Here is a 20,947-nt window from a genome sequence, read left to right on the forward strand (position 1 = left end):
GGCCGCCGCCCGTCCGCCGTACCACGTCACCGCCGTACCACGTCACCGCCGTACGTCCGGGCGAGCGGCCGTGGCGGCCGGCGTGGCCGGCGTGGCATCGTTCCGGGATGACCGTGGCACAGCGTGACGAATGGCGCCGCCCGGGCCCGACACCGGAGCAGCGCCGAATCGATCTCTGGCTCGGGCTGGGGGTGACCCTGCTGGCGCTGGTCAGCCTCACTCTGGCCCACAGCGCCGGGGCGTTCCTGCTGGGCCCGCCGCCGTCCTGGCCGGAGCAGCTGCTCTGGACCGTCGCGGTGACCCTGCCGCTGATCTGGCGACGACGGTGGCCGGCCGCCACCCTGCTGATCGTCGCGGTGGCGTTCATCGCCGCGCAGGCCCGATCGGCCCCGGAGACCCAGTTCTCCTCCTGGGCCCTGTTCTGCGCCCTCTACACCCTCGGCGCCTGGGGGCAGGACCATCAACTGGCCCGCCGGCTGCGGATCGGCGTGATCGCCACGATGTTCGCCTGGCTGGGGATCTACTACGCGGTGACCATCGACCACATCCCGCCCGATGCCTTCGCCGACGCGGCCGGTCCGGTGCCACCGGTACTCGCCGCGATGGTCACCGGCGTACTGGTCAATGTGCTGGTCTTCGGATTCGCGTACTTCTTCGGCGAGACCGCCTGGGTGGCCGCGCGGCGCGAGCATGAGCTGCGCGCCCAGGCCGAGGACCTGCGCCGGTCCCAGGCCGAGTCCCGGGAGCGGGCGGTGCTCGGCGAACGGGTCCGGATCGCCCGGGAACTGCACGACGTGGTCGCCCACCACGTGTCGGTGATGGGGGTGCAGGCGTCCGCCTGCCGCCGGGTGTTCGACCGCGACCCGGGCAAGGCCCGCACGGCGCTGGCCGCCATCGAGCAGAGCGCCCGCACCGCCGTGGACGAGCTGCGCCGGATGCTCGGCGTGCTGCGGACCTCTGCCGGCGCCGACGCCGAGCCGCCGGCGGCCGGCGGCGTCGAACGGATCGGCGAGCTGGTCGAGCGAGCCCGGGCCGCGGGACTGACGGCCACCCTCGGGGTGTACGGCGGCCCGGTCCCGCTGCCCGAATCGGTCTCCCAGGCGGCCTACCGGGTGACGCAGGAAGCGGTGACGAACACGCTGAAGCACGCCGGAGCGGACCTGCTGGACGTGCGGGTCCGGTACCTGGCCCGGGAGATGGAGGTCGACGTGACCGACGACGGACGGGCGGGCGGCATGGCCAACGCCCTGGGGCTGGGTCTGATCGGAATGCGCGAACGGGTCGCCGCGCACGACGGCGACCTGGAGGCTGGGCCGCGTGTCGGCGGTGGCTGGCGGGTACGCGCCCGCTTCCCGCTGGCGGCGTCGGCGGACCCGCCAGTCGGCATGCAGCGGGAGCCGAGCGACGGGCACCAGCTGGCGGCCGGCGCGGAGCGCTCGGCATGAGCACCGCACCAGCCCACGAGGCACCAGACGTCGGCCGGCCGGTCCGGGTGCTGCTCGCCGACGACCAGCACCTCGTCCGCACCGGCTTCCGGGTCATCCTCGAGGTGGAGGACGACATCGAGGTCGTGGGCGAGGCCGCGGACGGCGCACGCGCCGTCACCATGGCCCGGGCCACCGGTCCCGACGTGGTGCTGATGGACGTGGAGATGCCCGGAATGGACGGGCTGGAGGCCACCCGCCTGATCACCGGAGAGGGGCCCGCAGCGCCCGCGGTGCTGATCCTCACCACCTTCGACCGCGACGACTACCTGTTCGCCGCGCTGCGGGCCGGGGCCAGCGGCTTCCTGCTCAAGAACGGCACCCCGGAGGAGCTGGTCGAGGCGATCCGGGTGCTGGCCCGGGGCGACGGCCTGCTCGCCCCGGAGATCACCCGCCGGGTGATCTCCACCTTCGCCCGCCCCGGCGATCCGACCGGCGCCGCCCGCAACGGGCCGGACGCCGAAACCGCCCTGGCCGAGCTGACCCCGCGCGAACGGGAGGCGCTGGTGCTGCTCGCCGCCGGGGCGAGCAACGCGGAGATCGCGGCGGCCATGCACCTGGGCGAGGCGACGGTGAAGACCCACGTGAGCCGGGTGCTGGCCAAGCTCGGTCTGCGCGACCGGGTGCAGGCGGTCGTCTTCGCGTACGAGAACGGGGTGGTCCGCCCCGGCGGCTGAGCGGCATCCGTCGCACGGTGGACCCGCCTGCTCAGCCGCCGGGCGGACGGCGGACCGACGTACTCGATCTAGCGTGGGTGCGTGACCAGAACACTCCGCCTGAACGGCGTCGACCGCAGCTTCGGCGATCGGCAGGTGCTCAAGAGCGTGTCCTTCGAGGTGGCCGCCGGCCGGATGACCGGCTTCGTGGGCGCCAACGGCGCCGGCAAGACCACCACCATGCGGATCATCCTGGGCGTGCTCGCCCCAGACGCCGGCGAGGTGAGTTGGGGTGGTGCGCCGCTGACCCGGGAGGGCCGGCAGCGGTTCGGCTACATGCCCGAGGAACGCGGCCTCTACCCCAAGATGACCGTACGGGAGCAGGTGACCTACCTGGGCCGGTTGCACGGCCTCGACGCCACCGCCGCCCGACGCGCCACCGACACCCTGCTGGAGCGGGTCGGGCTGGGCGAGCGCGGCGACGACCTGCTGGAGACGCTGTCGCTGGGCAACCAGCAGCGCGCCCAGATCGCGGCCGCGCTGGTGCACGACCCGGAGGTGCTGGTGCTCGACGAGCCGTTCTCCGGCCTCGACCCGCTCGCCGTGGACACCGTCGTCGCTGTGCTGCGGGAACGCGCCGCCGCCGGGGTGCCGGTGCTCTTCTCCAGCCACCAGCTCGACGTCGTGGAGCGGCTCTGCGACGACCTGGTGATCATCGGCGACGGGGTGATCCGGGCCGCCGGCAGCCGGCAGCAGCTGCGCGACTCGTACACCGTGCCCCGCTTCGAGCTGGTGGTGGCCACCGACGCCGGCTGGGTCCGAGACCACCCCGGGGTGACCCTGGTCGAGCTGGACGGCGCGCGGGTGGTCTTCGACCTGCCCGCCGGCACCGACGAACAGGCCGTGCTCCAGGCGGCCCTCGCCCGTGGCCCGGTCCGCGCCTTCCGCCCGGTCAGCCCCTCGCTCACCGAGATCTTCCGAGAGGTCACCCAGTGAACGTCACCCAGGCCACCCGGCTGGTCGCCGAACGCGAGATCCGGGTCAAGCTCCGCGACCGTACCTTCCTGTTCGGCACGCTCTTCTTCCTGCTGATCGCCGCGGCGGGCACCATCCTGCCGCCGCTGCTCTCCGGCGGGCCGGAGAGCGTCGCCGTCACCCAGGAGGCCGCCGGCCCGCTGCGGGACGCCGGCCTCGAGGTCCGCGTGGTGGCCGACGACCGGGCCGCCGAACAGGCCGTTCGCGACGGCGATGTGGACGCCGCCGTGGTCTCCGGTCCGAAGGTGCTCGCCATGGACGAGGCCCCGAACGACGTGGTCCACGCGCTGAGCAGCGCGCCGCCGGTGCAGCTCCTCGACCCCGACGCGGTCGACCCGGTGGTGGCGTTCCTGGTGCCGTTCGTCTTCGCGTTCGTCTTCTTCCTCACCTCGCAGACGTTCGGCCTGCAGATCGCGCAGAGCGTCACCGAGGAGAAGCAGACCCGCATCGTGGAGATCCTGGTCGCGGCCGTGCCGGTGCGAGCGCTGCTGGCCGGCAAGGTGATCGCCGGCGGCATCCTGGCGCTCGGGCAGATCGTGTTGATCGCCATCGTGGCGGTCGCCGGCATGCAGATCGGCGACAGCGGCGACCTGCTCACCCTGCTCGCCCCGGCGATCGGCTGGTTCGTGCCGTTCTTCCTGCTCGGCTTCGTGCTGCTGGCCGCGATGTGGGCGGCGGCCGGCGCGCTGGTCAACCGGCAGGAGGACATCGCCGCCGCGTCGACGCCGGTGCAGCTCGCCGTCATGCTGCCGTTCTTCGCGGTGATCTTCCTCAACGACAACGCCACGGCCATGCGGCTGCTGTCCTACCTGCCGTTCTCGTCGCCCACGGCGATGCCCCTGCGGCTGTTCACCGGGGACGCCGCCGTCTGGGAGCCGTTCGTCTCGCTGGCCATCCTGCTGGCCACCGCCGTGGCGTTCGTGGTCGCCGGGGCGCGGATCTACGAGGGGTCACTGCTGCGGACCAACGGGCGAACCTCGTTGCGCGCCGCCTGGCGGGAGCGGGAAACCATCGGCTGACCGCCGACGACCCGGGCGGGTGCCGCTCGTCCTCAGTGGGCGGGCGGCACCCCGTCTTAGCCGGAAAGAGGCGATTCCCGCCGGACGACCAACCGGCCCGGCGGGAATCAGCGCCCCAGTCCTACCGCGTCAGGCGTCGACCGCGGCCATCACGTCGTCGCTGACGTCGAAGTTCGCGTAGACGTTCTGCACGTCGTCGCAGTCCTCCAGGACGTCGATCAGCTTGAAGATCTTGCGCGCGCCCTCCTCGTCCAGCGGGATGTTCATGCTGGGGATGAGGGAGGACTCGGCCGACTCGTACTCGATGCCGGCGTCCTGCAGCGCGGTGCGGACCGCGATCAGGTCGGTCGGCTCGGAGACCACCTCGTACGCCTCGCCGAGGTCGTTGACCTCTTCGGCGCCGGCGTCGAGGACGGCCATCATGACGTCGTCCTCGCTGGTGCCCTCCTGGGGGACGATCACCACGCCCTTGCGGGAGAACATGTACGACACCGAGCCGGCGTCGGCGAGCGAGCCGCCGTTGCGCGTCAGCGCGGTGCGCACCTCGGTCGCCGCCCGGTTGCGGTTGTCGGTGAGGCACTCGATCAGCATCGCCACGCCGTTCGGGCCGTACCCCTCGTACATGATCGTCTGCCAGTCGGCGCCGCCGGCCTCCAGGCCGGAGCCGCGCTTGACGGCGCGGTCGATGTTGTCGTTCGGCACCGAGCTCTTCTTGGCCTTCTGGATGGCGTCGTAGAGCGTCGGGTTACCGGAGGGGTCGCCGCCGCCGGTCCGCGCGGCCACCTCGATGTTCTTGATCAGCTTGGCGAACATCTTGCCGCGCTTGGCGTCGATGACGGCCTTCTTGTGCTTGGTCGTCGCCCACTTTGAGTGGCCGGACATCTTCTACCTCCGTTGCTACCCGCCGTCTGCATCGACCGCACCGCTGACGCCCCGCTCCCGCCGGCGCACGCGGAGGTGCCGGTCGGCTCTGGTGGAAGCCGTGACGGGCAGATGGCCCTGCCGAATCTCAGCAATCCTACCGACGTCCCCCGGGCCGCTGTCATCCACCGCGCGGCGGCTCCGCCCCGGAAAGGGCCACTCCGTCAGCTGGCGGTGCGCACCAGGTCCACGAAGTACGCGTGCACGCGCAGGTCACCGGTCAACTCGGGGTGGAACGAGGTGGCCAGCAGGTTGCCCTGCCGGACCGCCACGATCCGGTCGGCGGCCGGGCCACCGGTCACCTTCCCGATCACCTCGACCCCGTCACCGACCCGCTCGACCCACGGTGCGCGGATGAACACCGCGTGGAACGGCTCACCTGGGACTCCGCTGATCTCCACGGGCGCCTCGAACGAGTCGACCTGCCGGCCGAACGCGTTGCGCCGCACCGTCATCTCGATGCCGGCGAAGCCCCGCTGGTCGGGGCGGCCGTCCAGCACCTCGGTGGCCAGCATGATCATGCCGGCGCAGGACCCGTAAACCGGCATGCCGCCGGCGATCCGCTTGTCGATCGGCTCGCGCATCTCGAAGATGTCGGCGAGCTTGCTGATCGTGGTGGACTCGCCCCCGGGGATGACCAGCCCGTCGACCGCGTCCAGCTCGGCCGGACGGCGCACCGGGCGGGCGTCCGCGCCCGCCGCGGCCAGGGCCGCGACGTGCTCGCGAACGTCCCCCTGGAGCGCGAGCACACCGATCGTTGGCCCGCTCATGCGCACCGATCGTTCCTCGCGCCTCACCAGCCGCGCTCGGCCAGGCGGTGCGGCTGGGGGATCTCGTCGACGTTGATGCCGACCATCGCCTCGCCGAGGCCGCGGGAGACCTTGGCCAGCACGTCCGGGTCGTCGTGGAAGGTGGTGGCCTTGACGATCGCGGCGGCCCGCTGGGCCGGGTTGCCGGCCTTGAAGATGCCGGAGCCGACGAAGACGCCCTCCGCGCCGAGCTGCATCATCATCGCGGCGTCGGCCGGGGTGGCGATCCCACCGGCGGTGAACAGCACCACCGGCAGCTTGCCGCTGTCGGCGACCTCCTTGACCAGCTCGTACGGGGCCTGAAGCTCCTTGGCCGCGACGTACAGCTCGTCGGCCGGCAGCGAGGACAGCCGGCGGATCTCCTGGCGGATCTTGCGCATGTGGGTGGTGGCGTTGGAGACGTCACCGGTGCCGGCCTCGCCCTTGGAGCGGATCATGGCCGCACCCTCGGTGATCCGCCGCAGCGCCTCGCCCAGGTTGGTCGCACCGCAGACGAAGGGGACCGTGAAGGCCCACTTGTCGATGTGGTTGGCGTAGTCGGCCGGGGTCAGCACCTCGGACTCGTCGACGTAGTCCACGCCCAGCGACTGGAGGATCTGCGCCTCCACGAAGTGACCGATGCGGGCCTTGGCCATCACCGGGATGGAGACCGCCTCGATGATCCCGTCGATCATGTCGGGGTCGCTCATCCGCGACACCCCGCCCTGCGCGCGGATGTCGGCGGGCACGCGCTCCAGCGCCATCACCGCGACCGCGCCGGCGTCCTCAGCGATCTTGGCCTGCTCGGCGTTGACCACATCCATGATCACGCCACCCTTGAGCATCTCGGCCATGCCACGCTTGACGCGGGCGGTGCCGACGACGGGGGTGGTACCGGCGTTCGGGGCGGTGGTTTCGGACATGGGTCATCGCTCCTTGGACGTGCTCTGGGGGTGGCAGCGAAAATGCTACGCCCGAGCCAACGCCGCACCGACAGCCAATCAGACCCCCGGTGGCCTGCGATGTGGCCCTCGTCACCGGCCGCCGGAGTGGCCGGGCGCCAGCGGCCGGTCAGTTCGCGGGCACGTCCGCGGGCACCGTCAGGGTCGGGTCGTCGATGTCGAAGTACCGCGGCCACTCCCGGCCCCGCCCCATCCGCAACAACCGCACCAGCGGTCGGCTGCGCGCCGACCGGGCGTCACGCACGAGGTCGGTGTGCACCTGCCGGGACAACGCGAGCCGGCGACTGGCGGCGATGACCGCCCCACAGTCCGGATCGGCCGGGTCCAGCTGCACCCCGCGCAGCTGCCGGGTCAGGTCGTTCTCCGCCGCCTCCCGCTCGTCCGGAGGGGCGTCCAGAGCGATCCGGGCCGCCGCGTACAGCTCGACGCCGAAGCGCCGCTCGGCCAGCACGGCGGCGGCCGCCGCCCGGCGCAGCAGGTGCGCGTCGAGGGCCCGCGCCGCCAGTTCCGCGCGGCCCTGCAGCCGCTCTACCCGGCCTGCGGTCCAGATGAGGTACGCCCCGACCAGCCCCACGACCAGGATCGCGGCCACCACCCACCACATGTGCGGCATCGTAGTGCTGCTCCGTTTCCGTCCGTCCGGGCACGGCCACGCCCGTCACCCGGGTCAGCGTCCGCACCATCCGTCACACCGGCTCAGCCCAGCCCCACCCATTCCTGGTCGATGACCCGCCCATCGGTTGCCTCGATCGCCGCTGCGTATACCTCCAGAACACGGCGAGCAACCACCGGCCAGTCGAAATTCGCCACCACCTGATCGCCGCAGACGCTCAGCTCGGCCCGACCGGCCGGGTCGTCCAGCAGGTCAGCCAACGCGTCGCGCAGCCCCGCCGGGTCGCCGGTGGGGAAGAGCCGCCCGGCCCGCCCGCCGTCGAGCACCCGCCGGAACGCGTCCAGGTCGCTCGCCACCACCGTCGTGCCGGCGGCCAGCGCCTCGGTGAGGATCATGCCGAACGACTCGCCGCCAGTGTTCGGCGCCACGTAGAGGTGCACACTGCGCAGCATCCGTGCCTTGTCCGGCTCGGAGACCAGCCCGAGGAAGGTCACCCGCTCGCGCAGCTCGGCCGGGAACTGGTCGTACAGGTCGTCGGCGTCACCCGGGCCGGCGACCAGCAGCCGCAGCTCGGGGCGGGTGGCGGCCAGCTCGACGAAGGCGTCCCGCAGCACCGGGAAGCCCTTGCGCGCCTCGGTGAACCGGCCCAGGAAACCCAGCGTGCCGCCCGTACCCGGAGTGCACTCCCCCGGCCAGCCGGGCAACGGCTCGGCGTCGGTGAACTTGGCCACCGCCACCCCGTTGGGAATCTCCACGGCGCCGCCGTCCATGTGCTCCACCTGCACCTTGCGGGCCAGGGCACTGACCGCGATCCGGGCGGTGATCCGCTCCAGCACGATCTGGAGCACACCCTGCGCGGCGGCCAGCACCCGCGAGCGGGTCATCGCGGTGTGGAAGGTGGCCACCACCGGCCCGCGGGCGGACAGCACCGCCAGCAACGACAGGCTCAGCGTGAGCGGCTCGTGCACGTGCAGGACGTCGAAGTCGCCGTTGGTGATCCACCGCCGGACCCGGGCGGTGGAGACCGGGCCGAACGCGATCCGGGCCACCGAGCCGTTGTACGGCAGCGGCACGGCCCGGCCGGCGGAGACCACGTACGCCGGCAGCGGAGAGTCCTCGTCAGCCGGGGCGAGCACGCTGACCTGGTGGCCGAGCGCGATCAACGCTTCGGCGAGGTCCATCACGTGGTTCTGCACCCCGCCCGGGACGTCGAAGGAGTACGGGCACACGATGCCGATCCGCATGCGTCAGCGCCCCTCGTCCGAGACTGTGGGGCTCCGCCTCACCGTGCACCCACCCCCTCAGGCCTGACCGGTGGCCGACGAGGGCAGCGCGGCGCCGCCCCCCGTCCCCCGCTGGTCCAGCCACATCCGCTGCAACATGTGCCAGTCTTCCGGATGCCGGGCGATACCCGCCGCCAGACGGTCGGCGATCATCTGGGTCAGCGACCGGACCCGCTGGTCCAGCGGCCCGGTCTCGGGCGCGGGCACCGGCAGCGGGCCGGAGAGCGAGGCGCACGCCGCGTCCGGTTCGTACCACAGTGACGCCACGTAGAGCGGCGCACCGGTGTGCAACGCGAGCAGGGCCGGCCCGGCCGGCATCCGGGTCTTCCCGCCGAAGAAGTCCACCTCCACCCCGCGGGCGGAGAGATCCCGGTCGGCCAGCAGCGGCACCACCGCACCGGCGCGTACGCGATCCAGCAGCACGTCGAACGCCGGGCGCGGCCCACCGTGGGTCGGCAGAATCTCCATCCCGAGGACCTCTCGGAACGCCAGGAAACGCTTGTACACGCCCTCCGGCTTGAGCCGCTCCATGACCGTGGTGATCGGCCAACCGGTGGCCGCCACCCAGGCGCCGGCGGCATCCCAGTTGCCGGCGTGCGGCAGCGCCACCACCGCGCCCCGGCCGGCGGCCACGTCGGCGGCGAGCAGCTCGGCGCCGTCGAGCCGGAAACTGGACAGGATCTGCGACCGGCTCAGGGCGGGCAGCCGGAACGCCTCCATCCAGTACCGGGCGTACGAGCGCAACCCGCGCTTGACGAGATCGTCCAACTCGGCGTCGGGCAGCTCGGGGCCGACCACCCGGCGCAGGTTCGCGCGCAGTCGGGCCGTACCCCCGCCGCCGGCGCGGTGGGCGCGGTCCGCGCCCGCCTGGAACGCCGCCGCCACCAACGGCCGGGGTAGCGCGCGGACCACCCGCCACCCGGCGATGTAGCCCAGCTCGGTGAGGTTCACGCGACTCGGCCGCCGGTCGTCCGACGCCGGGTCGCCGGCACGCCACTCACGCCTGACCGTCCGGCTGGAGCTGTTGGGCCTGGCGGTAGACGTGCGCCATCCGCTGCCCCACCGTGAAGATCGACACTGCGGCGAGCAGCCAGAGCGCGATCTCCAGCGCCGGGTCGACGCCGACGCCGGTCAGGATTCCGCCGACCCCGACGATGAGCAGCCGCTCGGTGCGCTCGGCGATGCCCACGTTGCAGGTCATGCCCAACCCCTCGGCGCGGGCCTTGACGTACGAGACCAACGCGCCAGCGGCCAGGCAGAGCAGCGCGGCGGCCACTCCGGAGTGGTTGTTCTGGGTGGCCAACCAGTACGCGACCGCGCCGAAGACGGCGCTGTCCGCAACCCGGTCCATGCTCGAATCGAGGAACGCGCCGAACCGGGTGGAGCCACCGCTCATCCGGGCCATCGTCCCGTCGAGCAGGTCCGTGAGCGCGAAAACGGTCACGATCAACGCGCCCGCGACCAGATGGCCGCGGGCACCGAAGCCGAGGGCACCGATGAGCACACCGACGGTGCCCGCAACGGTGACGGCATTGGGGGTGACGCCCGCACGGAGCAGGGCGCGTGCGATCGGCTCGACGACGCGGGTCATCCCCGCGCGGGCCGACACTTGGAAGATCTTCGCCATGGCGGTCCCCACGATAACGGTCCGCCCAGCTCCGGCGATACGGCCGGTCCCACCGACCCGCCCGGGGGAGGCTTGTGCCTACCCGGCAACGGGTGTGAGATCGAGCCAGGAGGTGAGCCAGCTCACCCGTCCGCCCGTCCCGTTCCCGCTGTGCAGCAGACCACCGGAGGATATCGCCGCGCACTCGCCCCGGGCCGCTTCCCGTCGCGCGGCGGTCGCCACCAACCACCGGCTGAGGGAGGTGCGCCCCATGGCGCAGAAGAGTCAGGAGAAGGGTCCCGCCGGCGGCACGCCGGTGGTGACCGAACCCGACAGGGTTCGCAACGTGGTGCTCGTCGGGCACTCCGGAGCGGGCAAGACAACCCTGGTCGAGGCGCTGCTCGCGGCCACCGGCACGATCGGCCGGGCCGGCAACGTGGTCGACGGCACCACGGTCAGCGACCACGACCCGGCGGCCGTGCGCCAGCAGCGCTCGGTGAGCCTGGCCTGCGCGCCCCTGCTGCACAACGGCATCAAGGTCAACCTCCTGGACACCCCGGGGTACGCCGACTTCGTCGGCGAGCTGCGCGCCGGGCTGCGGGCCGCCGACGCCGCGCTCTTCGTCGTGTCCGCGGCCGGCGGGATGGACGCGGCCACCGTGGCGCTGTGGGAGGAGTGCGCGGCGGTCGACATGCCGCGTGCGGTCGCGGTGGCCCGGCTGGACCAGCCGCGCGCCGACTTCGACGAGGCGGTGGCGCTCTGCCAGCGGGTCTTCGGCGACAACGTGATGCCGCTGTACCTACCGATGCTCGGCGACGACGGGGTCTCCACCGTCGGCCTGCTCGGCCTGATCACCCGCCGGGTCTTCGACTACACCGCCGGCCTGCCCGCCGACGTACGCGAGCCGGACCCGGAGCACCTGCCGGCCATCGCCGAGTCCCGCAACGAGCTGATCGAGGGGGTCATCGCCGAGAGCGAGGACGAGACCCTGATGGACCGCTACCTCGGCGGCGAGGAGATCGGCACCGAGGTGCTCATCGAGGACCTGGAGAAGGCGGTCGCCCGAGGTCACTTCTACCCGGTCGTGCCGGTCTGCGCGGAGACCGGGGTCGGGTTGGACGCCCTGCTGGAGGTGCTGACCGCCGCGTTCCCGTCGCCGCTGGAGCACGAGGTGCCGCCGGTGGCCGGCGTGGACGGCTCGCCCCGCCCTCCGCTGACCTGCGACCCGGCCGGGCCACTGGTCGCCGAGGTGGTCAAGACCACCGTCGACCGGCACGTCGGGCGGGTCTCGCTGGTCCGGGTCTTCTCCGGCACGCTGCGCCCCGACCAGACCGTGCACGTCTCCGGGCACGGCATGGCCGAACGCGGCCACCCCGACCACGACGCCGACGAGCGGGTCGGGCACATCTACACCCCGCTGGGCGCCACCCTGCGCGAGGTGTCACTCTGCGTGGCCGGCGACATCTGCGCGATCACCAAGTCGGGCAGCGCCGAGACCGGCGACACCATCTCCGCCAAGGACGACCCGCTGCTGATCGCGCCGTGGGAGATGCCGGAACCGCTGCTGCCGGTGGCGATCGTCGCGCGGAGCCGGGCCGACGAGGATGCCCTGGCCCGCAACCTGGCCCGGCTGGTGGCCGGCGACCCCACGCTGCGGCTGGAGCGCAACCCGGAGACCCACCAGCTGGTGCTCTGGTGCATGGGCGAGGCGCACGCGGACGTGGTGCTGGACCGGCTGCGCGCCGGCGGCGTGGAGCTGGACACCGAGCCGGTCCGGGTGTCGCTGCGCGAGACGCTGACGGTGCCCGCGAAGGGGCACGGCCGGCACGTCAAGCAGTCCGGCGGCCACGGCCAGTACGCGGTCTGCGACATCGAGGTCGAGCCCCTCCCCCGGGGTGGCGGCTTCGAGTTCGTCGACCGGGTGGTCGGCGGCGCGGTGCCGCACAACTACATCCCGTCGGTGGAGAAGGGCGTCCGCGACCAGCTGGAGCGCGGCCTGGTCGCCGGCCACCCGGTGGTGGACCTGCGGGTGACCCTGGTCGACGGGAAGGCGCACAGCGTGGACTCCTCCGACGCGGCCTTCCAGACCGCCGGCGCGCTGGCGCTGCGCGACGCCGCCGAACGTGGCCAGCCGGCGCTGCTGGAGCCGATCGACGAGGTGACCATCCGGGTACCGGACGGCTCGGTGGGCGCGGTGATGGGCGACCTGTCCGGCCGGCGCGGCCGGGTGCTCGGCACCGAGCCGGACCCGGACGCCGAGGGCCGCACCCTGGTCCGCGCCGAGGTGCCGTCCACCGAGCTGCTCCGCTACGCCGTCGAGCTGCGCTCGATGACCGCTGGCACCGGCACGTTCCGCCGCCACTTCGTCCGCCACGACCCCATGCCCGCCCACCTGGCCGACCAGGCCCGCAAGGAACAAACCCCCTAACCACCCGCCCCGCCCCGCCGCCCGCGATCATCGAGTTGTGGTGCCGGACAGAACGGGAAGGCGTGGCTATAACGCCCACCACAACTCCATGATCGGCGAAAGTGGGGATTGGCGGGGCGGGGCGGGGGCTTCCGCCTTGCGCCTGTCGAGCTGCCCCGGAATCGGGGCAACACCGCACCGCGCGCACAGAGCCGGCGGGACACCGCGCGCACAGAGCCGGCGGGACCCCGCGCGCACAGAGCCGGCGGGACACCGCCCCAGATCCGGGGCAGCTCGACAGCGGACAGCATCGACATCGGTGGGGAGCCTCCGCGCGGGACCCGGAGTTGAAGCGGGCCTGCCGGCACGGGGTCGAGAGCGGCCGTGCGGGGTCAGCAGGGGAAGCGGCCCCCGCCGGGCCCGGGATGGGAACCCCTCGCAGGTCGGGAAGAACACGCCAGCGCGGATCAGGGGTGGGTGACGGGGTGGGTGGGGCGGGGCCAGTGCGGGCGGTCGGCGTCCCGCAGGGCGGCGGTGCGCAGGGCGGCCAGCTGGCGCTCCACCTCGGCGAACTGATCCAGCGGCAGCGGGCCCCGGTGCAGCGCGGCGGCGTTCTCCTCGACCTGTTGGACCGTACGGCAGCCCGGGATCGGGACGGTGCGCCCGCTGCGGGCCCAGATCCACCCCAGCGCGCCCTGCGCGAGGGTGCGCCCGTCGGCGGTGAGCGCGGCACGGACCACGCCCACCCGGCGCAGCCACTCCGGTGCCGGCCGGCCGCCACGGAACCACTCCAGCCAGCCCGCGGTCAGCCCACGCACGTCGTCACGGGGCAGCGTCGAAGCGGCCGAGTACTTGCCGGTGAGCAGCCCCATTCCGAGCGGCCCGCGGTTGACGCTGGCCAGGTCGTACTTGTCGCAGATCGCGAGCAGTTCGGGGGCGTCGTGCAGCACCGACAGGGTGTGCTGCACGGCGGTGGCACCCGCGGCCGCGTGCCCGAACGCGGTCGCCCGGTCGGGGCGGTCGGTGCTCCACCCGTACGCCCGGATCAGGCCCTCGGTCACCAGGTCCTCGCAGGCGCCGATCAGCGCCTCGGCCCGAGGCACCGGCAGGTCGGCCAGGTGCAGCTGGTACAGGTCGATCCGGTCGGTGTCCAGCCGGCGCAGCGAGTCGGTGACCGCTCGCCGCAGGTAGGCCGGCGACGCGTCCTCCCCGGTCGCCTGCCGGCTCGCCTCGTCGAAGGTGTAGCCCCACTTGGTGGCGATCACGGCCTCGTCGCGGCGGCCGGCGAGCGCACGCCCGAGCACCCGCTCGCCGTGCCCGGCGCCGTAGGTGTCGGCGGTGTCGAACAGGGTGACGCCCAGGTCGAGCGCGCGGCGCACCGCCCGCACGGACTCGTCGTCGTCGACCGCGCCCCAGCCCAGCGGCTGGGTCCCCTCCGCCCAGGGGCCGCCGATCGCCCAGCACCCCATGCCGAGGGCGCTGACCTCGATGCCGCTGCGCCCCAACGTCCGTGTCGTGACTGCCATCGAACGATCGTGCCACCTCCACCGAGTCCGGACGTAGCGGTTCCCGGGCCGGGGACGTCGGTGCGCGAACGCCGGTGCGGTGCGGCATGATCGGCCCATGCGACGGCTGGGCGTGGACATCGGCGGCGTGCTCATCGAGCCGGCTGACGAGGACGCCGACACGTCGTTCTTCGGCGCGCACTACCTGCGCACCCCCGCCGTCGACGGGGCGTTCGACGCGCTGGCAGCGCTCGGCCCGGAGTTCGACGAGGTGCACCTGGTCTCCAAGTGCGGCGAGGCCACCGAGCGGCGGACCCGGGAGTGGCTCGCCCACCACGACTTCCCGGCACGCACCGGCATCCCGGTCGAGCGGCTGCACTTCTGCCGGACCCGGCCGGACAAGGCGCCGATCGCCCGGCGGCTCGGGCTGACCCACTTCGTGGACGACAAGCTGGAGGTGCTCGGCTACCTCGACTCGGTGCCGCACCGCTACCTGTTCCGCCCCCGTCCGGCGGAGGTCGCCGCGCACGCCGGGCTGCTGCCCCGCGTACACCGGGTGGAGAACTGGCCGGAGCTGGCCGGCCTGCTGCGCGCCGGCTAGCCGGACCGGCGCGCACCTCGCGCGCCGGCGCGACGGGTCAGGAGGGCCAGGCGCGGGCGAGCAGGTCGCGGGTGTCGCCGAGCAGCTGCGGCAGCACCTTGGTGCGGCCGATGACCGGCATGAAGTTCGCGTCGCCGCCCCAGCGCGGCACCACGTGCTGGTGCAGGTGCGCGGCGATGCCGGCGCCGGCCACCCCGCCCTGGTTCATCCCCAGGTTGAAGCCGTGGGCGTTGCTCACCTTGCGGATCACCCGCATCGCGGCCTGGGTGAACGACGCCAGCTCGCTGGTCTCCGGCCCGTCCAGGTCGGTGTAGTCGGCGACGTGCCGGTACGGGCAGACCAGCAGGTGGCCCGGGTTGTACGGGTAGAGGTTGAGCACCACGAAGACGTGCTCGCCGCGGGCCACGACCAGGCTCTCCTCGGGCGGCAGCTTGGGCGCCCGGCAGAACGGACAACCGGTCGGCTTCTCGTAGCCCTCGGCCGGGCGATCCTCGCCGGAGATGTACGTCATCCGGTGCGGCGTCCAGAGCCGCTCCAGGCCGTCGGCCATCCCGCCGCTGTCCGTGTGCCGTTCCGCCCCTGTCACGAGCCGATCCTACGGAGCCGGGCGGGCGGGTTGCGACACCCACCGTTGGGAAACTCGATCGCCGGAAGTTGTTGACGGACTGGAACAGGAACATGAAGATTCCATGCATCCAGATACTTCCATACATTGATGGAGGGTTCCATGATCCGACGGCTCGGCAGGATCGTCGCGGCGCTTGCGCTCGCCGCCGCCACCACGGTGGCCGGCATCACCGTCACCACCAGCGCGGCACACGCCGACGGCTGCTACACCTGGGGTCGCACGCTGTCCCAGGGGATGTCCGGCGAGGACGTCCGGCAACTCCAGATCCGGGTCGCCGGCTACCCCGGCTACGGCGCCGTGCTCACCCTGGACGGCGCGTACGGCCCGGCCACCCGATCGGCGGTGATCCGCTTCCAGCAGGCGTACGGGCTGTCCGCGGACGGCATCGCCGGCCCGCAGACCTTCAACCGGATCTACGCCCTCCAGGACGACGACTGCACCCCGGTCAACTTCAGCTACGCCGAGTTGAACAACTGCAACAGCACCTGGTCCGGCGGCGCGGTCGCGGCGAGCACCGCCCGATTCAACGCGCTCGTCTCGATGTGGAAACTCCAGGCCCTGCGGCACGCCCTCGGAGACGTGTCCATCTCGATCAGCAGCAGCTTCCGCAGCTACGCCTGCAACAGCGCGGTCGGTGGGGCGTCGAACAGCCGGCACCTGTACGGCGACGCGGTGGACCTGGTCGGATCCCCGTCGTTCTGCCGGCTGGCCCAGCAGGCCCGCTACCACGGCTTCGGGCAGATCCTCGGCCCCGGCTACCCGGACCACAACGACCACACCCACGTCGCTGCGGTCGGCGGCTGGTCGGCACCGAACTGCGGGATCTGACGCCCGGGCGACCGCCCCACATCGTGGGGCGGTCCGCGCCGGGACGCTACTCGGCGGCGGCGGACGGGCCGACGTTGGTCCGCGAGCTGACCACGTCGAGAACGTGGGTCACCGCCTCGGCGATCGGCACACCGTTGCGCTGCGAGCCGTCCCGGTAGCGGAAGGAGACCGTACCGGCCGCCACGTCGTCGTCCCCGGCGATCACCATGAACGGGATCTTCTGCTGCTGGGCGGTGCGGATCTTCTTCTGCATCCGGTCGTCGCCCGCGTCCACCTGCGCCCGGATCCCCTCGGCGCGCAGCGCCGCGACGAACCCGTGCAGGTAGTCGGTGTGGTCCTCGCGGATCGGGATGCCGACCACCTGGACCGGGGCCAGCCATGCCGGGAACGCCCCCGCGTAGTGCTCGGTGAGCACCCCGAAGAACCGCTCGATCGAGCCGAACAGCGCCCGGTGGATCATCACCGGCCGCTGGCGGCTGCCGTCGGCCGCCTGGTACTCCAACCCGAACCGCTCCGGCTGGTTGAAGTCGACCTGGATGGTGGACATCTGCCACGTCCGGCCGATCGCGTCCCGGGCCTGCACCGAGATCTTCGGCCCGTAGAACGCCGCGCCGCCCGGGTCGGGCACCAGCTCCAGCCCGGAGGTCGCGGCGGCCGTCCGCAGCGCCTCGGTCGCCTCCGCCCAGTCCTCGTCCTCGCCGATGAACTTGGGCGAGTCGTCGCGGGTGGACAGCTCCAGGTAGAAGTCGTCCAGGCCGTAGTCGCGCAGCAGGTCCAGCACGAAGCTGAGCAGCGTGGACAGCTCGCCGGCCATCTGCTCACGAGTGCAGTAGATGTGCGAGTCGTCCTGGGTCAGGCCGCGTACCCGGGTCAGGCCGTGCACCACACCGGACTTTTCGTATCGGTAGACCGTGCCGAACTCGAACAGCCGCAGCGGCAGCTCCCGGTACGACCGCCCGCGCGCCCTGAAGATCAGGTTGTGCATCGGGCAGTTCATGGCCTTGAGGTAGTAGTCCGCGCCTTCGAGCTGCATGGGCGGGAACATGGTGTCCGCGTAGTAGGGCAGGTGCCCGGAGGTCTGGAACAGCTGCGCCTTGGTGATGTGCGGGGTGTTGACGAACTCGTACCCCGCCTCCTCGTGCCGGCGCCTCGAGTAGTGCTCCATCTCCCGACGGATGATGCCGCCCTTGGGGTGGAAGACCGCCAGACCGGAGCCGATCTCGTCGGGGAAGCTGAACAGGTCCAGGTCCGCGCCGAGCTTGCGGTGGTCGCGCCGGGCCGCCTCCTCCAACAGCTTCAGGTACGCCTTCAGCTCGTCGCGGGTCGGCCACGCGGTGCCGTACACCCGCTGCAACTGCGGGTTCTTCTCCGACCCGCGCCAGTACGCGGCGGCCGAGCGCATCAGCTTGAACGCGCCGATCAGCCGGGTGGTCGGCAAGTGAGGGCCCCGGCACAGGTCCGACCAGCAGACCTTGTCCTCCTTGGCGTCGAGGTTGTCGTAGATGGTCAGCTCGCCGCCGCCCACCTCCATCACCTCGTCGGTGTCCAGGCCCTCGCCCTTGACCTCGATCAACTCCAGCTTGAACGGCTCGTCGGCCAGTTCGGCGCGGGCCTCGTCGAGGCTGCCGAAGCGGCGACGCCGGAACCGCTGTCCCGACTTGACGATCTCCTGCATCCGCTTCTCGACCCGGCTGAGGTCGTCGGGCTGGAACGGCTTGTCGACGTCGAAGTCGTAGTAGAAGCCGTTCTCGATCGGCGGGCCGATGCCCAGCTTGGCCTCGGGGAAGATGTCCTGCACGGCCTGGGCCAGGACGTGCGCGGTGGAGTGGCGCAGCACGTTCAGCCCGTCGGGCGAATCCAGGCTGACCGGCTCGACGACGGTCTCTTCGGCCGGCGACCAGTCCAGGTCGCGCAGCTGGCCCTCCGGGTCGCGGACCACGACGATCGCCTTGGGGCCGTTCGCGGGCAGTCCGGCCGCGGCCACCGCGTCGGCCGCCGTGGTCCCGGCGGCGACGACGACAGGGTCGGCCACGGCGGGGGTACGGGGTGCGGACACGGTGACTCCTTCATGCGGTACGAAACGGACGCCGATCCTCGGCTCCTGCCGATGCTATCGGTCCCCCCACCCCAGGTAAGGAAGGGCACCTTCCTAACGCCTCCGGGAGAGGAAGGGCACCTTCTTAACGGTCGGCGTTGAACCTTTCGCGCCCCGGAGCCGAACTAGGAGGTGTGGCCGGAACCGGTGCCGGTCGCGTCGACACGGATGGGGGTACCAGATGGCGAGCACGCACGGCGGTGGCTGGCGGCAGCGGACCGCGGCGGTGACCGCGCTGACCGCCGCCGGCCTGCTGCTCTGGCCCGGTACGGCGCACGCGGTGGACGTGACGACCACTCCGACCCAGGCTCGGCAGGGCGACGCGGTGCGGCTGGAGTTCACCGTGCCGGAACGGGCCGGTACGACGACCCGCCAGATCGAGGTTCGGTTGCCCGCCGACGCGCCGGTCGCCGAGGTGTACCCGGTGTCGGTGACCGGTTGGGCGCCCCGGATCAGTTCCCGCACCCTGGACCGGCCGGTGGCCGGCATCCACTCCTCCGGGGTGAGCACCGTGACCACCGCGGTGACCTGGATCCGGATCGGCAAGGGCGAACCGGGCCCCGCCCGACTGGCGCTGTCCATGGGCCCGCTGCCGCAGGTCGAGCGGCTCACCTTCGAGGTGGTCCAGACGTACGCCGACGGCTCGGTGGTCCGCTGGGCCGACGCCACCGGCACCCACCGAGCCCCGGTGCTCACCCTGCTGCCGGCGGCGGCGGGCGCGGCCGGCCCGGCCGGGCACGGCGGGCACGGCGCCCCGGCGGCCGGTGCGGCGACCGACCCCGACGCCGGTGGCGCCCCCGCGCCGGCGGACCGCGCGGGCGGCAACGCCGAGGAGTCCGGCAGCGCCGACGTCATGCTTGCCGCCGGGCTGCTGGCCGGGCTGGGCGGCGGCGCGGCGATCGGCTGGCTGGTCAGCCGGTGGCGCCGGCGCGACCCGGCCGAGCGCGCCGCGCTGGCCGAGGTGACCTGCGGAAGCGACGACGATCCCGCGCCGACCGATGCGACGCCGGGTGGTGCGGCACCGGGTGATGCGACGTCCGGTGACTCCGCGCCCAGTGACTCCGCGCCGGGTGACTCGCCGCCAGTGGGGCCTGGGGCGCCAGCACAGGCCGACGCGGAGGCGGCGGCGGTCGCCACCCCGGTCCGCGCCGGCTGAGGCCGGCCCGCGCGGTCAGCGGTCCGCACCGTCAGCAGCCCGCACAGTCCGTAGCCCGCACCTTCAGCAGCCCGCGCGGTCGGCGGCCCACACGGTCCGCGGCCGTGGCTTCGACGGTCCGCATCCCGCGCGGCCGGCGGTCACGTCGCCACCTTTGCTCTGCTTCAACCCGCGCAACGGTTCAGGGCCGTGGCTGTTGCGTCGGCTGAAGCAGAGCAAAGGGCCCGAAGACGGCAGGGTGCGGTCGGCTCGGCGGTCCGACGCGGCGACGACACGGCGACGACGGCGACGTCAGAGCGACCCAGGGCGTCGGAGCACCAAGGAGATCAGAGCACCGCGGAGATCAGAGCACCGCGGAGATCAGAGCACCGCGCAGGTCAGAGCACCGCGCAGGTCAGAGCCTCAGGACGTCAGAGCGCCCAGGAGGGCAGCGGCTCGCGGGCGGCCAGCCACGTCTCGGGCACGCCGCCGGGCGTGCCGACACCGGTGTGCGCCGCCACCACCGCGCCCACGATGGCGGCCGTGGTGTCCACGTCCCCGCCGGCCTGCACGCAGACCCGGATCGCCGCCGGGTAGTCGTCCAGGTGGGTGGCGGCCACCCAGAGGGTGAAGCCGACGGTGTCCTGGGCGGTCACCCGGGAGCCGTTGCCGAGCGCCGCCACCACCCGGGACAGCGGGCGGCCGAGCAGCCCGGCCGCCCGGTTCACGCTGCGGTGCACCTCGGTGCCCGGATCGACCGCACCGGCGATCCCGGCGAGCAGCCGCTCCGGGGCCGGCCGGTGCCCGTCGAGGCGGGCCCGGCCGGCCAGTGCGGCGGCGACGGCCACCGCGACCGCACCGGCGATCCCCTCCGTGTGCGCGTGCGTCACCTCGGCTGAGGCGCGGGCCTGGGCTGCGGCGCGGACGGTCGAGTCGGCAAAGTACGCGCCCAGTGGACCCACCCGCATCGCCGCGCCGTTGCCGCAGGAGCCCTGGCCGTCGAAGGCGGACGCGGCGGCCACCGGCCACGGCGTGCCGGTGCGGATCAGCCGCAGGATCAGCATCGCGCCCGAGCCGTAGCCGCGGCGCGGATCGCAGCGCTGGGCGAACGCCAGGGCCAGCCGGTCCCGGTCGACGCCGCCGGACTCCGCCAGCCCGGCGAGGACCGAACAGGCCATCTCGGTGTCGTCGGTCCACTCCCAGGGCGCCGGCGGCAGGACGCCCTCCGCAAGATCCGCCGGAGGTGTCCCGGGAACGAAGTACCGCGCGCCGAGCGCGTCGCCGGTGGAGAGACCGGCGAGGCTGTCCCGGGCGAGCGCCAGGCGGGCATCGGCGAACAGGGTGAAGGACATCGTCGTACCAGCTTGCCCGCTCGCCAGGT

The 20,947-nt window shown here is 72.9% G+C and carries 19 protein-coding genes; 8 read left to right on the top strand and 11 right to left on the bottom strand.

The annotated features are described in order from the left end of the window. Positions 1-107 precede the first annotated feature (107 nt). From ACWD6N_RS10685 to ACWD6N_RS10700, 4 genes are all read left to right on the top strand, one after another. Positions 108-1,445, top strand: coding sequence for a sensor histidine kinase (locus ACWD6N_RS10685; RefSeq protein ID WP_354964165.1), 1,338 nt, complete (start codon positions 108-110; stop codon positions 1,443-1,445). Then, on the top strand, positions 1,442-2,161 hold the full coding sequence (locus ACWD6N_RS10690; RefSeq protein ID WP_354964164.1) for a response regulator transcription factor: 720 nt from the start codon (positions 1,442-1,444) through the stop codon (positions 2,159-2,161). Before ACWD6N_RS10685 ends, ACWD6N_RS10690 begins: the two co-directional genes overlap by 4 nt. Before the next feature lie 81 nt (positions 2,162-2,242). Beyond that, the gene (locus ACWD6N_RS10695; protein WP_354964163.1) at positions 2,243-3,136 is read left to right on the top strand and encodes an ABC transporter ATP-binding protein; all 894 of its coding nucleotides are present in this window, start codon (positions 2,243-2,245) and stop codon (positions 3,134-3,136) included. After that, a complete protein-coding gene (locus tag ACWD6N_RS10700; RefSeq protein WP_387325744.1) occupies positions 3,133-4,194 on the top strand; it encodes an ABC transporter permease in 1,062 nt (353 codons plus the stop codon). Before ACWD6N_RS10695 ends, ACWD6N_RS10700 begins: the two co-directional genes overlap by 4 nt. Before the next feature lie 129 nt (positions 4,195-4,323). Here ACWD6N_RS10700 and ACWD6N_RS10705 read toward each other — a convergent pair whose 3' ends face one another. The 7 genes from ACWD6N_RS10705 to pgsA all read right to left on the bottom strand — a co-directional run bounded on the left by ACWD6N_RS10705 (position 4,324) and on the right by pgsA (position 10,388). Continuing rightward, a complete protein-coding gene (locus tag ACWD6N_RS10705; protein ID WP_354964161.1) occupies positions 4,324-5,076 on the bottom strand; it encodes a YebC/PmpR family DNA-binding transcriptional regulator in 753 nt (250 codons plus the stop codon). 203 nt (positions 5,077-5,279) lie between these two features. Next, the gene (gene pdxT / locus ACWD6N_RS10710) at positions 5,280-5,885 is read right to left on the bottom strand and encodes a pyridoxal 5'-phosphate synthase glutaminase subunit PdxT (RefSeq protein ID WP_354964160.1); all 606 of its coding nucleotides are present in this window, start codon (positions 5,883-5,885) and stop codon (positions 5,280-5,282) included. A 23-nt stretch (positions 5,886-5,908) separates the two neighbouring features. Then, on the bottom strand, positions 5,909-6,826 hold the full coding sequence (gene pdxS / locus ACWD6N_RS10715; RefSeq protein ID WP_354964159.1) for a pyridoxal 5'-phosphate synthase lyase subunit PdxS: 918 nt from the start codon (positions 6,824-6,826) through the stop codon (positions 5,909-5,911). Between the two features lie 148 nt (positions 6,827-6,974). Further along, complete coding sequence (locus ACWD6N_RS10720) at positions 6,975-7,478, bottom strand: hypothetical protein (protein ID WP_354964158.1); 504 nt, start codon at positions 7,476-7,478, stop codon at positions 6,975-6,977. A gap of 83 nt (positions 7,479-7,561) precedes the next feature. Further along, positions 7,562-8,722: a glycosyltransferase family 4 protein gene (locus tag ACWD6N_RS10725; RefSeq protein WP_354964157.1), complete on the bottom strand. Its 1,161-nt coding sequence runs from the start codon at positions 8,720-8,722 to the stop codon at positions 7,562-7,564. Positions 8,723-8,779: 57 nt separating this feature from the next. Next, entirely contained in the window at positions 8,780-9,712 is a 933-nt protein-coding gene (locus ACWD6N_RS10730) for a phosphatidylinositol mannoside acyltransferase (protein ID WP_354964156.1), read from the bottom strand. Between the two features lie 46 nt (positions 9,713-9,758). Next, a complete protein-coding gene (gene pgsA / locus ACWD6N_RS10735) occupies positions 9,759-10,388 on the bottom strand; it encodes a phosphatidylinositol phosphate synthase (RefSeq protein ID WP_089021603.1) in 630 nt (209 codons plus the stop codon). A 250-nt stretch (positions 10,389-10,638) separates the two neighbouring features. Between pgsA and ACWD6N_RS10740 the strand changes: the two genes are divergently transcribed. After that, positions 10,639-12,795: an elongation factor G-like protein EF-G2 gene (locus ACWD6N_RS10740; RefSeq protein ID WP_354964155.1), complete on the top strand. Its 2,157-nt coding sequence runs from the start codon at positions 10,639-10,641 to the stop codon at positions 12,793-12,795. A 446-nt stretch (positions 12,796-13,241) separates the two neighbouring features. Here ACWD6N_RS10740 and ACWD6N_RS10745 read toward each other — a convergent pair whose 3' ends face one another. Then, positions 13,242-14,300: an aldo/keto reductase gene (locus ACWD6N_RS10745; RefSeq protein ID WP_354964154.1), complete on the bottom strand. Its 1,059-nt coding sequence runs from the start codon at positions 14,298-14,300 to the stop codon at positions 13,242-13,244. Between the two features lie 97 nt (positions 14,301-14,397). Here ACWD6N_RS10745 and ACWD6N_RS10750 point away from each other — a divergent pair, with 97 nt between their 5' ends. Beyond that, a complete protein-coding gene (locus ACWD6N_RS10750; protein ID WP_354964153.1) occupies positions 14,398-14,880 on the top strand; it encodes a hypothetical protein in 483 nt (160 codons plus the stop codon). 37 nt (positions 14,881-14,917) lie between these two features. Here the strand turns inward: ACWD6N_RS10750 and ACWD6N_RS10755 are convergent, their stop codons facing one another. After that, complete coding sequence (locus ACWD6N_RS10755) at positions 14,918-15,430, bottom strand: HIT family protein (protein WP_172899152.1); 513 nt, start codon at positions 15,428-15,430, stop codon at positions 14,918-14,920. Between the two features lie 177 nt (positions 15,431-15,607). On the opposite strand from ACWD6N_RS10755, the gene ACWD6N_RS10760 reads away from it, so the two are divergent. Further along, positions 15,608-16,336 (top strand): D-Ala-D-Ala carboxypeptidase family metallohydrolase, encoded by a 729-nt coding sequence (locus tag ACWD6N_RS10760; RefSeq protein ID WP_354964152.1) that lies wholly within the window; start codon positions 15,608-15,610, stop codon positions 16,334-16,336. A gap of 46 nt (positions 16,337-16,382) precedes the next feature. Here the strand turns inward: ACWD6N_RS10760 and thrS are convergent, their stop codons facing one another. Beyond that, entirely contained in the window at positions 16,383-18,392 is a 2,010-nt protein-coding gene (gene thrS, locus ACWD6N_RS10765; protein WP_354964151.1) for a threonine--tRNA ligase, read from the bottom strand. A 220-nt stretch (positions 18,393-18,612) separates the two neighbouring features. Between thrS and ACWD6N_RS10770 the strand changes: the two genes are divergently transcribed. Beyond that, a complete protein-coding gene (locus tag ACWD6N_RS10770; RefSeq protein WP_450004676.1) occupies positions 18,613-19,587 on the top strand; it encodes a DUF1775 domain-containing protein in 975 nt (324 codons plus the stop codon). Positions 19,588-19,997: 410 nt separating this feature from the next. Here ACWD6N_RS10770 and ACWD6N_RS10775 read toward each other — a convergent pair whose 3' ends face one another. After that, on the bottom strand, positions 19,998-20,918 hold the full coding sequence (locus tag ACWD6N_RS10775; protein WP_354964149.1) for an ADP-ribosylglycohydrolase family protein: 921 nt from the start codon (positions 20,916-20,918) through the stop codon (positions 19,998-20,000). Between the last annotated feature and the right edge of the window lie 29 nt (positions 20,919-20,947).

The sequence above is a fragment of the Micromonospora sp. NPDC005163 genome, assembly GCF_053599835.1.

Excerpts from the sequence above, each read along its gene's own strand:
- pgsA (WP_089021603.1), bottom strand. The coding sequence starts at position 10,388 with ATGGCGAAGATCTTCCAAGTGTCGGCCCGCGCGGGGATGACCCGCGTC.
- ACWD6N_RS10705 (WP_354964161.1), bottom strand. The coding sequence starts at position 5,076 with ATGTCCGGCCACTCAAAGTGGGCGACGACCAAGCACAAGAAGGCCGTC.
- pdxS (WP_354964159.1), bottom strand. The coding sequence starts at position 6,826 with ATGTCCGAAACCACCGCCCCGAACGCCGGTACCACCCCCGTCGTCGGC.
- ACWD6N_RS10775 (WP_354964149.1), bottom strand. The coding sequence starts at position 20,918 with ATGTCCTTCACCCTGTTCGCCGATGCCCGCCTGGCGCTCGCCCGGGAC.
- ACWD6N_RS10720 (WP_354964158.1), bottom strand. The coding sequence starts at position 7,478 with ATGCCGCACATGTGGTGGGTGGTGGCCGCGATCCTGGTCGTGGGGCTG.
- ACWD6N_RS10690 (WP_354964164.1), top strand. The coding sequence starts at position 1,442 with ATGAGCACCGCACCAGCCCACGAGGCACCAGACGTCGGCCGGCCGGTC.
- ACWD6N_RS10760 (WP_354964152.1), top strand. The coding sequence starts at position 15,608 with ATGATCCGACGGCTCGGCAGGATCGTCGCGGCGCTTGCGCTCGCCGCC.
- ACWD6N_RS10770 (WP_450004676.1), top strand. The coding sequence starts at position 18,613 with ATGGCGAGCACGCACGGCGGTGGCTGGCGGCAGCGGACCGCGGCGGTG.
- ACWD6N_RS10740 (WP_354964155.1), top strand. The coding sequence starts at position 10,639 with ATGGCGCAGAAGAGTCAGGAGAAGGGTCCCGCCGGCGGCACGCCGGTG.
- ACWD6N_RS10725 (WP_354964157.1), bottom strand. The coding sequence starts at position 8,722 with ATGCGGATCGGCATCGTGTGCCCGTACTCCTTCGACGTCCCGGGCGGG.
- ACWD6N_RS10750 (WP_354964153.1), top strand. The coding sequence starts at position 14,398 with ATGCGACGGCTGGGCGTGGACATCGGCGGCGTGCTCATCGAGCCGGCT.
- pdxT (WP_354964160.1), bottom strand. The coding sequence starts at position 5,885 with ATGAGCGGGCCAACGATCGGTGTGCTCGCGCTCCAGGGGGACGTTCGC.
- ACWD6N_RS10745 (WP_354964154.1), bottom strand. The coding sequence starts at position 14,300 with ATGGCAGTCACGACACGGACGTTGGGGCGCAGCGGCATCGAGGTCAGC.
- ACWD6N_RS10755 (WP_172899152.1), bottom strand. The coding sequence starts at position 15,430 with ATGGCCGACGGCCTGGAGCGGCTCTGGACGCCGCACCGGATGACGTAC.
- ACWD6N_RS10685 (WP_354964165.1), top strand. The coding sequence starts at position 108 with ATGACCGTGGCACAGCGTGACGAATGGCGCCGCCCGGGCCCGACACCG.